The following is a 14,165-nucleotide window of genomic DNA, read 5'->3' on the forward strand; positions in this document are numbered from 1 at the left end:
GGCTCATGCATTTTCATATTCCAGGAAAGAATAAGATGACCGGGCTCCTGCGGGGGCTGGCAATCGCGGCAGCCCTCGCCACCACTGGGCCTGGCCTTGCCCATGCCGACGCACTGGAGGAAGGCAAGGTCCTTCTGGAGAAGAAGGACTTCGCGGCAGCGGCGGAAAAATTCGCCGAAGGGTTCGACGCGGGCGATGCCGAGGCCGGCTTCCACCTCGCCCGCATGGTGGAGCTTGGCGTCGGCTTTGCGCCGGACCTCACCAAGGCGCGGGCGCTTTATATCGCCGCCGCCGAGAAGGGCTCGGCCGCGGCCATGAACCGGCTCGGCCTCATGCATCTGCGCGGCGAGGGCGTGCGCCAGGATTTCGCCGCCGCTGCCGAGCTCATCTGCAAGGCCGCCGACCTCGGCAACCCCGAGGGCCAGTTCAACTGCGCGGGCCTCACCCTCGAAGGCACGGGCCGCCAGAAGGATCCCGCCGCCGCTTTCGCCTACTACGAGAAAGCGACCGAAAACGGCCATACGGGCGCCCGCAACATGGTGGCCGTCCTTCTGCGGACCGGCACGGGAACCGAGCAGGACCCCGAGAAAGCGCTCGGATATTTCGAGAAGGGGGCTTCTCTCGGTAATCCCGTGGCGCTGTTCAGCTTGGCCGAGATGCTGGAAAACGGAGAGGGCACGGCGGCCGACCCCGTGCGCGCGCACCTCTACTACAACCTGGCCAACGAGCGCAGCCACCCTGGCGCCAAGGCCGCCCTCGACCGCCTCACCGCGACGATGACGCCCGAACAGATCGAGGACGCGCAGGCGCGGGCGAGGAACTGGAAGCCGGCCGGGGCCGCGGAGGGGAATTAGCGTAACCAAGTGCAACATTGTCTGGATGAAATCGAGAGGTCCGGTGAGATGACACTTTCTCGCGTCCTTGAAGTCCGGCCGATCCTGCCGGCAGCGGCACTGCTTCTCGTGCTGTCCGGCTGCTACGCGACGGAGCCGCGTGCGGTGCCCGTGGCGGGGGGAGGGGATGTCATGACCAGCACCTGTCGGAGCACGCTTTTCACGCTCACCGAGGGCGAGTGCCGCAAGCAGGTGCTTTCCAAGTGCGAACCGGGTGCCTCCGTCCTCAACGTCGAGACCTCCTCGCGGCTCGCTTATACGCCGCGAGGCTATATGGAGCAGACGATCTGGAGGTATTTCATCAAGGGGTGCCGGTAGCGCCGGCGGGCTCGCCTCGCCGCTGAGACCTTAAGAGCGGCAGTCCCCCCTTTTTTAGAGGGATTGTAACCGAGAGTAGCAAAATATGATGGGGTGGTTGGGCTGTGGCGCAATACCCCAGGTTGAAGAGTCCGGTTCTTTTCGATACTGCGCGCGCATTAGTGTTTGTTATATTTTTATTGTGGGGGTCATATGGACCGTCGGATTGCGGAGACCGGTGAAGCCCGGCGGTCGCTCAGCATTTTCCATTTCCTAAGCAAGATCAGGCCCAAGGGCCCCGCTCTACGGCGGCCGGTCGCCTGTCTCGCGGCGCTCAACCTTCTGTTGTCCTCCCTCGTCGGGCCGCTGGCGCCGGCCTATGCGCAGGTGATCACCGATCCCACCGCGCCGATCCAGTTCCGGCCCGGCATCGCCTCATCGGGTAACGGCACGCCGACGGTCAATATCGTCACGCCGTCCAAGGGCGGTGTCAGCCACAACAAGTTCCGCGAATACAACATCGACACGCGCGGGCTGATCCTCAACAACTCCGGGCTCGGCGGCACCTCGGTGATCGGCGGCAAGGTAGCGCCCAATCCGAACCTTCAGCCGGGCGGCGAGGCGAGGATCATCGTCAACGAGGTGACCGGCACCAAGCGTTCCAGCCTCAACGGCGTGACCGAGGTGTTCGGCCGGAAGGCGGACGTGATCGTCGCCAACCCGAACGGGATCGGCTGCGTGGGCTGCGGGTTCATCAACACGGGCACCGCCACGCTCACCACCGGCCGCCCCATCGTCGACTATGACGCCGGCACGGTGGGCTTCGAGACCCGCAAGGGCGACATCACGATCTCCGGGGCGGGGGTCTTAGCGCCGGGCGGCCAGATGGCCGACCGCCTCAACCTTATCGGCCGCACGGTCAACCTCGACGGCCTGGCCGAGGCGAAGGAGAAGGTGGATATCAGCGCCGGTGCAACGCGCATCGACCCGGCGACGGGCACCGCCAGCCGGCTTACCGATGCCGCGCCCGAAGGCGGCGATGCGATCGTCTCCAGCGCCGCCGGCGTTATCCGCGCAGCATCGATCGATGTGCTCTCTTCCGATCTCGACACCGGGATCGTGCTTTCCGGCAACCTGCAGGCGCTGGGGTCCTACGACGAAGACGGCAAGCTCGTCCCCGGGGACCTGAAGATCGTCTCTGCCGGGAGCCAGAGCCTCGTCTCGGGCGAGGCCTCGGGCGCTGTCCATGTCGAGGCGGCACGCGCGTTCGAATTGGCGCGCGACCTGTCGGCCACCGGCAGGATCGCAATCACCGCCGGGGACGTCACGCTTCTCAAGAGCGCCGGCGTTCACGCCGGACAAGGCCTGGAAATCGTCGCGCAGGAGGACATCGTCTCCGGCGCGACGCTCAAATCCGGCGGCACGCTGCGCGCGGCGGCCGGCGGCAGCGCCTCCTTCTCCAGTCTGATCGCCGCCCATGACGGGCTCGATTTTTCGGCCGGCGACAGCCTCACGACCGACAAGGCGACGCTGATCGCGCCGACGATCGATCTCGGCGCGGAGACGATCGACGTGACCGGCACCTGGATCATTCCAGGCGAGGGGGCGAGGGTCGCCGGCGTCGATGTCACGCTCGGCAAGGACACCGCGTTCGATCCGGACATCGGCATCGATGTGGAGGCCACGCGGCGGCTGACCATCGGCACGCTGCTCGACACGGCCGACTATCCGGCCCTGTCGCTGGCCTTCCGCGACCTCGCCATCGCCGAGGGTGGCGCCTTCGCCAGCGACAGCCACGCGATCGAGGCCGGCACGCTCGACAATGCCGGCGTGCTTCTGGCGCGCGGCGATGCGGCCGTGAATGCCGAAACCCTCACCAATGCCGAGACCGGCGTGATCGAAGCCGTCGGCATCGACATCCACACCAGCGGCGACCTTACCAATCTCGGCCAGATCCTGTCTGAAAGGACGCTCGCCCTCCTGGCCGAGGGCAACGTCTTCAACGACGGCACCATCGGCACCGACGGCGTGCTCACCCTTGAGGCGCTTTCCTACACGGCCGACGCGCGGGCGGCACAGCTCCTTGCGGCGAAGGCCGATCTCGTCCTCGGCAAGGACGTCAGCAACAGCGGTGCCATCCTCAGCACCGGCACGCTCGACATTAAGGCCGGCGGCAAATTCTCCAATGCCGGCGACATCCGCTCCGGCGGGGCGCTCAACCTGACGGTCGCCGATCTCCTCAACATGGGCGAGGATGCGCGCATCGACAGCAACACGGCACTGACCGTCCACGCAAGCGGCGGCATCGACAATCGGGGCGGCGGCATCCTTGCCACCGATGGCCTCGACCTCGTGGCCGGCGCCCTTCTGGCCAATTCCGGCCTGCTCTACAGCGAAGAAGGCGTGTCGGTTGTCGCCGGCGGCTTCGACAACAAAGCGGCCGGCCGGTTGCACGCCGGCACGGTGCACATCGATCTTAAGGGCAAGGACCTCTCCAACCTCGGGCAGATCGTCAGCGGCGGCACGCTCGACGTGGTCAAGGCCGGCGACGTCCTGAACGGTGGCATCGTCCAGGCGGGTAAGACCCTGCGCCTTGAGGCGGTTTCCTATGCGGCCGACGCACCCGAGGCAGAGCTGGTCGCCGCGCGGGCCGACCTCATCCTCGACGGCGCGCTGAGGAACGCAGGTCTGATCGCGGCGGCGGAGAAGCTCAGCCTCGATGTCGGGGGCGATGCGCGCAACATGGCCGCCGGCGAGATCGCCGCCAATGTGCTGGAAGCCAGCATCGCCGGGGAGCTCACCAATCTCGGTACGCTTCTGTCGGAAGAGACCCTCGAAGTGGCCGTTCAAGGCCTCTTCTCCAACTCCGGCACCATCCGCGCCGGCGCCGATATCAACCTTACGGCCGCCGATCTGGTGAACAGCGGTTCAGGAGCCGTTATCGACAGCAAGGCCGCCCTGAAGGTGCAGTCGGCGGGCAGGATCGACAATCTTTCAGGCGGCCTCTTCGCCACGGGCGACCTTGACCTGGCGGCCGCCGCGAGGCTCACCAATTCCGGCCTGCTCTACAGCGAACAGGGCGTATCGCTGGCGGCGAACGGGTTCGACAACCTTGCCGGCGGCGCGCTGCATGCGGGCACCGTGCGCATCGATCTCAAGGGCGGGGATCTCTCCAATCTCGGGCAGATCGTCAGCGGCGGCACGCTCGATGTGCTCAAGGCCGGCGATGTCCTGAACGACGGCATCGTCCAGGCCGGCGGCACGCTGCATCTGCAAGCGCGCTCCTATACGGCCGGCGCGGCGGAAGCAGAGCTGGTGGCGGCGAAGGCCGACCTTATCCTCGGCGGCGCGCTCAGGAACGCCGGGCTGATCGCGGCCGCCGGCGCTCTCGGCCTCGATGTCGGGCAGAACCTGCGCAACGAGGCTGCAGGCGAGATCGTGGCGCAGGCGCTGGAAGCCGAAGTCGCCGGCGACCTTGTCAATCTCGGTGCGCTCCTTTCCGAAGGGGCGCTGAAGGCCACGGTGGGCGGCCTCCTTTCCAACCGCGGCGACATCCGCACCAGCGGCGCGCTCAACCTCGCCGTCGCCGGAGCGCTCGACAATTCGGGGCTCCTGGAGAGCGGCAGCCGCGCAACGCTCACCGCCCGCACGCTCGACAATCGGGCCGGCGGCAGGATCCATGTCGGGACGATCCAGACGACGGCGGAGGGCATTGTCCATGCGGGCACGCTCACCATGCGCCTTTCCGGTGGGCTCGCCAATCTCGGCGAGATCGTCTCGGCCAACGCCCTGAATATCAAGAGCGGCCAAAACGTCGCCAACGGCGGCAGCATCGAAGCCGGCGGCAATCTGCGGCTTAAAGCATATGCCTACGTGCCGGGCTCGCCAGCGGCACGGCTGGCGGCCCACAACCTCGACCTCATCCTCGGCTCCTCGCTCGTCAATGACGGGCAGCTCGCCGTCGCCGGGCGCCTCGGCCTCGATATCGATGGCAGCCTCACCAACACGAAAACCGGTCGCATCGAGGCTGGCGCGATCGAGATGGCGATCGCCGAAAACCTCACCAATCTCGGATCGATCATTTCCAAGGGTGCGTTGAAGGCCGTTGTCACCGGGCTCTTGACCAATGAGGGGACCATCCGCTCCGGCAGCAGCATGGCTCTTGAGGCCGGCAGCCTTGCCAACCGCGGCGAGGATGCGCTGATCGGCGCCGATGGCGACCTGTCGATCAAAGTGGCCGGCAAGCTCGACAATCTGCTCGGCCGCATCCTGGCCGAGGGTTCGCTCGGCATCGAAGCAGGCGGCACCCTCACCAACGCCTCGGCGCGCATCGAGTCGGGCGGCGACATGCAGATCGCCGCGCGGACGCTGATCAACACCGCACTCGCCGGCACCGACGGGGGGACGGTCGACCACTACGCGCTCGGCGCACTCACGGTCGATTATTTATACGATAAGGATCGGCATTTCCTCAGCACTGACCACGAGACCTTCATCACCGCCGAGCGTGACGAGTTCTCCGGCACCATCGAGCTCGACAAGCCCGGTGTCATCCGCTCCGGCCGCGACCTGATCCTTCAAACGGACACCCTTCACAACGAGGAAGGCCGCATCCTGGCGGAGGGCGACCTCAGCATCGAGACCCGCATCCTGGTCAACGACGCACAGGAATACGCCGTCGACCATTACAAGCTGAAGTGGGGCGATTACACCGACGACCACTACCTGCCCTTCACCGCACCGGATGGCGGCGGTTGGTCGGTGTTCGAGTGGAAGCCCGGTGTGCTTACAGAGGAGGCCCTGGACGCTCTGATCGCCGGGCTGCCGAAGACGACCGTCGACGGGGTCGAGCATGCCGTTCTTGGGCTTTTCAATACCGTTCCTGTCGACGAGCTCCATACGCCGGAAGGCCAGATGCTCTTGTTCGACAGCATCGGCAGCGTCCTCATCGCCTCTGGCGATTCGCCCGTCTCGATTCGCTCCGACGACATCAGCCAGTCGGACGCAGAAGGCCATGCCAAGCTGGAAATCTTCGACAATGCCGACGTCGCGCAGTTCCTGAATTTCGAGGCGCTCGGCATAGAGCCTGGAAGCCTGTCCGAGACGGTCGTGCTTTCCAGCCGCATAGACGATCTCGGCGAGGGCCGTTACCGCTTCAAAGACAAGACCTACGTCGGCGAGGCGACCGTCGCGCAGGGTTCCCTCATCAAGGCCGGCAGCGCGCTCCTGATTTCGGGCGACGAGATCACCAATCGCGGCACCATGGAGGGCACCCTCGGTTCCATCGAGGGCGGCACGCTCCACAACGGCATCGGCGCGATCGACGGTGTCGACGGCTCCGGCTTCGGCCGTTTCGACCGCGCCGGCGTTGCGCCGGGTGAGGGTTCCGGCCTCGCCGGCCTCGATCCCACCCGAAAGGGCGTGGCGGCCCACGGCGGCTCCGGCCTCGGCCTTGTCGGCGGCCGGGCAGGCGTCGTCGACTTCGTGCTCGACGATGTGGCGGTGCCGCCTCTCGACCTCGGCGCCTTCAACGAGCGCAATCTGGTGGGCCTCGATCCGGACGCGTTCGGCAATCTGGAGCGCTTCACCGGCTCGCTCGAGGCGGCAAGGCTGCTCGCCAGCGCCGGCAACATCACCGGCTCTGAGCTTTCCTACTATTCCGATCCGGTGCGCGAGGCCCGGGCGCTGGCCGAAGCGGCGCTGAGAGCCACGGGCACGCATCTGGTGATCGACCCGTCGCTTTCGCCCGAGGAGCAGCGCACCGAACTCTACCGCAACGCCGCCGCCTTCGCCGAGCGCACGGGTGCCCGGTACGGCGTGGCGCTGACGGAGGCGCAGCGCGCCGCGCTCACAGAGCCCGTCGTCTGGCACGAGACGCGGATTATCGACGGCAAGCCGGTGCTGGTGCCGCGGCTCTACCTGCCGTCCTCCGACGCGCTTCTGCGCGGGCCGCGCGGCCCCGGCCTGATCGCGGCCGACGATCTCCTTCTCGATCTTTCCGGCCGGCTTGCCAACACCGGCACGCTGGCGGCCGAAGGCCTCGCCTCGATCTCGGCCTCGTCCATCATCAACCAGCGCATGGCGGACCTCGACATGCGGGAGCGCGCCTATACGGGCGGGCGCGGCGACACCGGCTTCATCACCGCCGGCACGCTGCTGATGACGACCGATGGCGACCTCGTCAACCGCGGCGGCACGATCGCCTCGGCCGGTTCGCTCGACCTGCGGGTGGGCGGCAGCCTCTTGAACGAGACGCAGCGCTACCGCCGCGCCGTCGACGGCTTCGACCTGTGCCTGGGCGATGCCTGCGGCGGCGACGCGGTGGACTGGAACATCGCCAAGATCACCGCCGGCCGCGATCTCACCGTCATTGCCGGCGAGGACCTGATCAACCGGGGCGGCGAGCTCGGCTCCGTCACCGACATGCTTCTGGCCGCCCGCGGCAATGTCGAATTCGAGACATTGAAAGATTCGTACCTCACGAAGGACTTCCATCAGCGCGGCTTCCTCTCCGGCACGGATATCGTCGAGCACACCATCACCACGGCGGAAGCCAAGGCGCAGAGCCTGGTGGGGGACGTGTCCATCCTCGCCGGCTACGGCGTGTGCGACGGCGGCACGCTGTGCGCGGGCGACAGCCAAGCCGATGCGGTGCTGAACGGCGCCCTGGTGTCGGCCTATGGCGACGTGGCGCTCAAGGCCACCGGCGGCATCGAGATGGGCGCGGTGTCGCAGGAGGTGCACAACACCTACAAGGAGTGGGGCTTCAAGGGGCTCGGCTGGGGCAAGGTCAAGCAGCGGTGGAACGACATCTCCACCTCCGTCACCCGTATCTCCGGCAACAACGTCACGCTGGATGCGACAGGCCCGATCACCGGCACGGGAACGAAGATCCAGGCCGCCGGCGACCTCTTGATGCTGACGGACAGCGACATCCGCTTCAAGGCCGCCCAGGACGCCCGCTACTTCACCGAGAAGGGCTTCTATATCGGGCTGACCTTCCCCGGCTCGGCCGGCATCGATGCGGCGCTGCAGGGCGGCTCTAGCGGCGATGTGCTGACGGGCCTTGCCGACCTCAACCCGCTGACGCGCACGCTCGCCCGCCTCGCCAACGCCGACAACGGGCTGGCCGCGGGGCTGGCGGCGGTTGATCTTGCCACGGGCGGGGCGTCCATCTTCGGCAAGTCCGTTCCCGAGTTCAACAAGCTGGGCATCGACGGCGGCGCGGCGGGCGTCGGCAAGGCGCTCACCGACCGCCTCAACCCGCTGTCGCAGTTCACCGACGCCGAGGGCAACTTCTCTTTCAAGAACTTCGGCCTGACGATCTCCTCGTGGAAGAACGAGCAGCGCTGGTCGGAAAGCCAGGTCTCGGAGCTGGTGGCCGGCGGCGACGTGGTGATGAAGGCGGGGCTCGACGTCATCCTCGATGAGGGCACCAAGCTGATCGCCGGCGAGGACGTGTCGATCGACGCCGGGCGCGACATCGTGCTCGCCGCGCTCACCGACTACGCCAAGGACAAATCCTCCTCCTTCGGCCTGTCGCTTTCCTTCTCCTCCATCGGCTTCGACATCGCCAGCTCGAAGGGCTACGACGAGGCCCTCACCAACGCCATGATCGTCGCCGGCGGCGACGTGTCGCTGAAGTCCGGCCGCGACACGGCGCTCCTCGGCGGCAACATCGAGGGGCGGCGGGTGGCCATCGACGCCGGCCGCGATCTGGCGGTCCTGTCGCCGCAGGCCGAGGGCTGGCGCGACGGCTATTCCTTCGGGCTCACCATTGGCTGGGACCCGGCCTCCTTCGGCATCCGCGGCTCCAAGGAGGACGGCTCCAAGGCCTGGTCGTCGGGCTCGTCCATCGTCGCCGAGGAGCTGATCGACATCTCCGTCGGCGAAGACACGGTGCTCAATGGCGCGCTGCTCCACGCCACCGACGGCGACATCAAGATCGATACCGGCACGCTCACCGTCACCGACAACCGCGACCATGATCAATACCGCAACATCGGCGGCTCCCTCGGCTTCAACGCCGGCGGCCTCGACACGGCGGGCTTTTCCTACGAGGAGAAGGACAAGCGAGGCGAGACGCGCACGACGCTGGACGCGGCGGGCGAACTCGACCTCACCATCCGCGACGCCGACCGCGACGGCATCGCCGGCACGGCCGCCGACCAAAGGGCGGCGCAGGAGCAGCTCGCGGCCATCAACAAGGACGCCGGCACCTGGCAGGAGATCACGCGCGACCGGCACACCAGGCTCTCGGGCGAGCTCAACGTCACCAACCTGCGCGAGCTCGGCGAGAACGTCAGGGCGATCAACGATTATCTCAACGCCGTCAATGCGCCCGTTCCCGACACTGTGGCCGCCGATGGGCCGGAGAATGTCGATTATTATCGCAGGCTGCGCGCCAACGGGCTGACAGGGCAGGAGGCGCAAGCCGCGCTGCAGACGCCGGAGGTCCAGTCGCTGGTTTCTACCCAGCAGAACTGGAACGAGGCCGTTAAGTTCTACGGATCGGCCGGCAGCGTGCCGCCGGAGGTCAGGGCGGCGATCGCCAGCGGCATCGATTTCGACTTCTCGCAAGGTGCCCCTATGGTGCGGCGCTCAGGTTGCGGGACCTTTGGCCAAGGCTGCCTCTATGAATTCAACAAACAGGCTGGGGGTCCCGGTGGGATTCAGGATTACCAGCAGTTTGCGACGCTCGCGGTCAGCGATGCGGAAGAGACGATCGAAAGCTTGGTGCCCGAGCTCAACGCGCTGCTCGAGCGCAGGCTGCTGGAGGGAAACAGCGCCGGACTGTCGCTTGAGATTGAGCGGCTGAAGGCCAAGCTTACGGAAGCCGCCTTTATCTATGAGCTCTGCTACGACACGGTGGGCGCCAGTCCGTTGGCCGATGTCCTAGGACCAGTCGTGAAGGGGGTGCAGGAGGCGGCACCCGCGGACGGCCTGGGGCCCATCTCGCCCGAACACTATGCCGCCTATCTGACGACGGTCTATGTGGAAGGCGCGGTCTCCGACGCGCGGACAAAGGCTTCCTACGAGAACAGCGACCACATCAACAACGCCGACATGGAAGCGCTCGACCTTGCCGGAGTGGTCTCGGGCGGCACCGCGATTGCCGGCAAGTTCGTCGTCGTCAACGGCGTCAAAGCCTTCCGCACCGCCGCTGGAACGCTGATCTCAAAGGAGGCCGTCGATGAGTTGGTTGCAACAGGCAGGGCATTCGTCGACGATGTCAGTGGCGCCCTTTTTGTTAAGCGAGGCGGTGCCGCAAATACTGTAGGGACCCAGATTGCCCCTAAAATTGAAAAGCAGATGGGCAAGCGAGGCTGGGATAGGGTTTCTATCGATGAAACGATTTCCAAACCGCAGCGAACCGTCACAACCAAGGATACTCGCCACAATCCGGAAACTGGCACTCGCAACGATGATCCGGCAACCGCGTATATCAATGCAGACGGTAGCTATGTGGTGAGGAACGACCGGACCGGTGATATTGTTCAAGTTTCAGATCGTACTGATCCAAGTTGGAAATCACCCTTCGATTGAGGTGCAAGACCATGGAAACTGGCTACCTGACGTTGGATCAAGCTCATCAGTTTGTGCAGGAATGTGAGGAGAACGGCACGTTTATATATGGGATAGAGAGATTTCTCTGTAAGGATGGTATGAACATTCCTGATTTAGATGGGATTGCGGACTTCTCATCATTACCATTGCATCAGGTTTCCAAATCGATCTCAGCGTCGAAGGATTTTTTGGCACTGTTTGGCGATTCAAGTCAGGAACGTTTCAAGGTCGTCTACTGAAATAGTCTTGCGGGGTCTCACGATTCAAAAAAATGAAAATAATGAGAGAGAATGACGTATTTTAGTTGTCGAAGCCTGTCGAGGCCACAGTGATTGGCAAACACGACGTAGTGTTGTTGCCTGCGGGACAGGTCGTTTCAGTTGTACTTGTGCTTGGCGATCCTTGCGCACCCGTCGCCTATGAGGTGGAGGCATTTTTGAAGGACAGTGACAGGTATGCACTTGCGACGGTGGAGGCTAGCGACATTCAATAATCTACTGCCTCCAAAGGGAGTAGGGGCAGCGGATGAAGCCGTTTCACATGGCTTCCAAATTCCTGAAAACGCACGCGCACGCAACGCGTGGCGGACGAGGAATTCCACCGCTGGGCGGAGGCGCAAGAGGGCAAGGGCATCATCGCCGGCGCCGCCACCAAACCAAAGCATTCAGTATTCAACACGCAGGATGATAATGCTCTGGCGTTGGTTGATGAGGCATGGGCAATGCGAGGAGCGCCAGACCCGAAAGACCCAGGTGCGTACGTCGTAGATATGGGACGGCCCATAGGTACATCGGGCGAGACCAGTATTCGGATCATCGTGAAGCCCGGAACGACCGAAGTCATTACCGCTTACCCGTATTAGGTGTTGAGATGAAAATTGCATGTCCTCGTTGTGAGCAAGACTGGGTAAGAAAGGTCTACATTGGGGCGACGAACCGGACGGTGTTTCTGTGCTATGAATGCGAGGCCACGTGGTTCTGCGCGGATTCTATCGAGTTCGCGACCTTTTTGGATCTCCATATGTATCTCCGCCGCAAAGATTTGAGCGGAACAAAGGAGGTTTATGACACTTTTATGGATGACCAAGATTGGCCAGAGCCGTCGGGGCCATCGTCTCCTGATTCCTAGCGATGTAGGGCGGATGAGTGATGAGGAGCGCCTTCGTTACAATGTCGTCGAGGCAGAACTGCAGCAGGCTTACTATTCCTATCTCCTGTGTGCTGACAATGTGGGCGCGAACCCGCTTTCTGACATTGTCTCTTCCGTACCGGGCGCCAATCTTCAGCGCACGAACTGGCTGGTGTCGAATGCACAGGAAGGTGTGGCGCATACCGACACCAAGTATGGTGGGATCGAAACGGCCGATGGCATCTTCGACGTGGTCGGCGTCGCGGGTGTGGCAACCAAAATCGCCGGCAAGTTCGTCGTCAAGGCTGGCGTGGAGTATTTCCAGACCGCCACCGGGACGCTCATCTCGAAAGAAACTATCGACTATCTGAAAGCCAAGGGCCTTGCCTTTGTCGATGACAGAGGAGGGGCGATAATCATTTCCAAGGGAGGTGCACCAAAGGGAACGGTGCAAATTGATAGCGGGAAATTTGACTACCTTTTCGGTCGAGTCACATCTAACCCACATAACACGGCCCGTTCACAACAATTGCAAAGCGAACTGTCTCGTGTAGGAATTTATGACACGCCGAGCGGACGACAGACGCTGGCTAGTCATTTCAGTGATGTGGCGTCCGATCCGTCGAGCGTTGTGCGAACTTTTACGGAAACACGAAACGGTGTGACACAGAACTTCATAGTGAGGGAGTCGCTGCTTCCAGGTCCAGGGGGCTTTGTTCGACTAGAAACTACGTTTGAAACAATGGCTGACGGCTCAAGCCGTTTCATCACCACTATTCCCTACAGATAGAAGTGAGCGATGATGATGCGAGCAGCTATTCAGCGAGACGATTTAAGTCTCCCAGCATCCGAGGATTTTGTTGCAGCATTTGGTTGTGATGTCGAGTTTGACGAACAGACACACACCGAGTGCTATGCATTTACTGATAGTTTCAAGCAGATATCCAAGATGTGGATTGGGACCGCAGATCGGACATTTAGCCTATCAATTGCAAGAGATGGTGCCGAAATAGTGCGGGTCTACGATGAGCGTCTTTCCAGCATTCGATTGGACGAGGGACGGCAAATGATTGTCGTTACCCTAGGTGATGACAGTTGGTCTCAAAGATTGGAACTTTCTGTCTGGCCAAGAATAAAGGTTGCCTTCACTCAGAGCCTGAACAAAAATTAAAAGGCGCCAAATACTGCACCAATTCAGATTACTAAGGCAAGGTTTGGCCATACGTTCAGCACACATGGTGAAGATACGACAAACTTCTTCTCACCATCATTAGTTCGATTTGGCTTTATGCATCAATTTTTGGAGAATTACGGAATAATTTATGAAAGTAAAAATCCAAAAGAACGTAGAATTTTGATAGAAATAGCCATTATTTAATAACTTTTGATAATTTCTATTACGACTATAGAGAGACAGTCTTGCGCGTGCAAAGGTTTTTGCAGAGGTCTGATGCGCGTGGGGCCATGTTTCAGTCGATTTGGTCCCACCTGTCGGACGGCGTTCCCAAGCGCACGACCGATGAGATTATCAGATTAATGTGATGCGGTAGTCTAATCGCGGTCGCAGGGCTACGACGAGGCGCTGACCAACGCCATGATCGTCGCCGGCGGCGACGTGTCGCTGAAGTCGGGCCGCGACACGGCGCTCCTCGGCGGCAACATCGAGGGGCGGCGGGTGGCCATCGACGCCGGCCGCGATCTCGCCGTGCTGTCGCCGCAGGCTCAAGGCTGGCGCGACGGCTATTCCTTCGGGCTCACCATCGGCTGGAACCCGGCCTCCTTCGGCATCCGCGGCTCCAAGGAGGACGGCTCCAAGGCCTGGTCCTCGGGCTCGTCCATCGTCGCCGAGGAGCTGATCGACATCTCCGCCAGCGAGGACACGGTGCTCAATGGCGCGCTGCTCCACGCCACCGACGGCGACATCAGGATCGACACCGGCACGCTCACCGTCACCGACAACCGCGACCACGACCAGTACCGCAACATCGGCGGCTCCCTCGGCTTCAACGCCGGCGGCCTCGACACGGCGGGCTTCTCCTACGAGGAGAAGGACAAGCGGGGCGAAACGCGCACGACACTCGACGCGGCGGGCGAACTCGACGTCACCATCCGCGACGCAGACCGCGACGGCACGCCGGGCACGGCCGCCGACCAAAGGGCGGCGCAAGAGCAGCTCGCGGCCATCAACAAGGACGCCGGCACCTGGCAGGAGATCACGCGCGACCGGCACACCAGGCTCTCGGGCGAGCTCAACGTCACCAACCTGCGCGAGCTCGGCGA

At 63.3% G+C, this 14,165-nt stretch carries 8 protein-coding genes; all 8 read left to right on the top strand.

What is annotated here, in order from left to right:
• Nucleotides 1–35: 35 nt before the first annotated feature.
• Nucleotides 36–854 carry a tetratricopeptide repeat protein gene (locus tag GPJ75_RS02720; protein WP_163264817.1) on the top strand — a complete coding sequence of 273 codons (819 nt, stop codon included), beginning with the start codon at nucleotides 36–38 and terminating at the stop codon, nucleotides 852–854.
• A gap of 48 nt (nucleotides 855–902) precedes the next feature.
• The gene (locus tag GPJ75_RS02725; protein ID WP_163264819.1) at nucleotides 903–1,211 is read left to right on the top strand and encodes a hypothetical protein; all 309 of its coding nucleotides are present in this window, start codon (nucleotides 903–905) and stop codon (nucleotides 1,209–1,211) included.
• A gap of 192 nt (nucleotides 1,212–1,403) precedes the next feature.
• Nucleotides 1,404–10,736 carry a two-partner secretion domain-containing protein gene (locus GPJ75_RS02730; protein ID WP_163264821.1) on the top strand — a complete coding sequence of 3,111 codons (9,333 nt, stop codon included), beginning with the start codon at nucleotides 1,404–1,406 and terminating at the stop codon, nucleotides 10,734–10,736.
• Nucleotides 10,737–10,747: 11 nt separating this feature from the next.
• Nucleotides 10,748–10,996 (top strand): hypothetical protein, encoded by a 249-nt coding sequence (locus tag GPJ75_RS02735; RefSeq protein WP_163264823.1) that lies wholly within the window; start codon nucleotides 10,748–10,750, stop codon nucleotides 10,994–10,996.
• A 341-nt stretch (nucleotides 10,997–11,337) separates the two neighbouring features.
• A complete protein-coding gene (locus GPJ75_RS02740) occupies nucleotides 11,338–11,619 on the top strand; it encodes a hypothetical protein (RefSeq protein WP_163264825.1) in 282 nt (93 codons plus the stop codon).
• Between the two features lie 201 nt (nucleotides 11,620–11,820).
• Nucleotides 11,821–12,675 (top strand): hypothetical protein, encoded by an 855-nt coding sequence (locus GPJ75_RS02745; protein WP_163264827.1) that lies wholly within the window; start codon nucleotides 11,821–11,823, stop codon nucleotides 12,673–12,675.
• 9 nt (nucleotides 12,676–12,684) lie between these two features.
• On the top strand, nucleotides 12,685–13,056 hold the full coding sequence (locus tag GPJ75_RS02750) for a hypothetical protein (protein WP_163264829.1): 372 nt from the start codon (nucleotides 12,685–12,687) through the stop codon (nucleotides 13,054–13,056).
• A 423-nt stretch (nucleotides 13,057–13,479) separates the two neighbouring features.
• The coding region (locus GPJ75_RS02755) for a hemagglutinin repeat-containing protein (RefSeq protein ID WP_163264831.1) at nucleotides 13,480–14,165 on the top strand (686 nt) is incomplete at its 3' end.

The organism is Chelativorans alearensis, assembly GCF_010993735.1.
GTDB classification, from domain to species: Bacteria; Pseudomonadota; Alphaproteobacteria; order Rhizobiales; family Rhizobiaceae; genus Chelativorans; species Chelativorans alearense.

Bases quoted from the DNA above. Each gene is read 5' to 3' on its own strand.
- GPJ75_RS02720 (WP_163264817.1), top strand. From the start codon at position 36: ATGACCGGGCTCCTGCGGGGGCTGGCAATCGCGGCAGCCCTCGCCACC.
- GPJ75_RS02725 (WP_163264819.1), top strand. From the start codon at position 903: ATGACACTTTCTCGCGTCCTTGAAGTCCGGCCGATCCTGCCGGCAGCG.
- GPJ75_RS02730 (WP_163264821.1), top strand. From the start codon at position 1,404: ATGGACCGTCGGATTGCGGAGACCGGTGAAGCCCGGCGGTCGCTCAGC.
- GPJ75_RS02735 (WP_163264823.1), top strand. From the start codon at position 10,748: ATGGAAACTGGCTACCTGACGTTGGATCAAGCTCATCAGTTTGTGCAG.
- GPJ75_RS02745 (WP_163264827.1), top strand. From the start codon at position 11,821: ATGACACTTTTATGGATGACCAAGATTGGCCAGAGCCGTCGGGGCCAT.
- GPJ75_RS02750 (WP_163264829.1), top strand. From the start codon at position 12,685: ATGATGATGCGAGCAGCTATTCAGCGAGACGATTTAAGTCTCCCAGCA.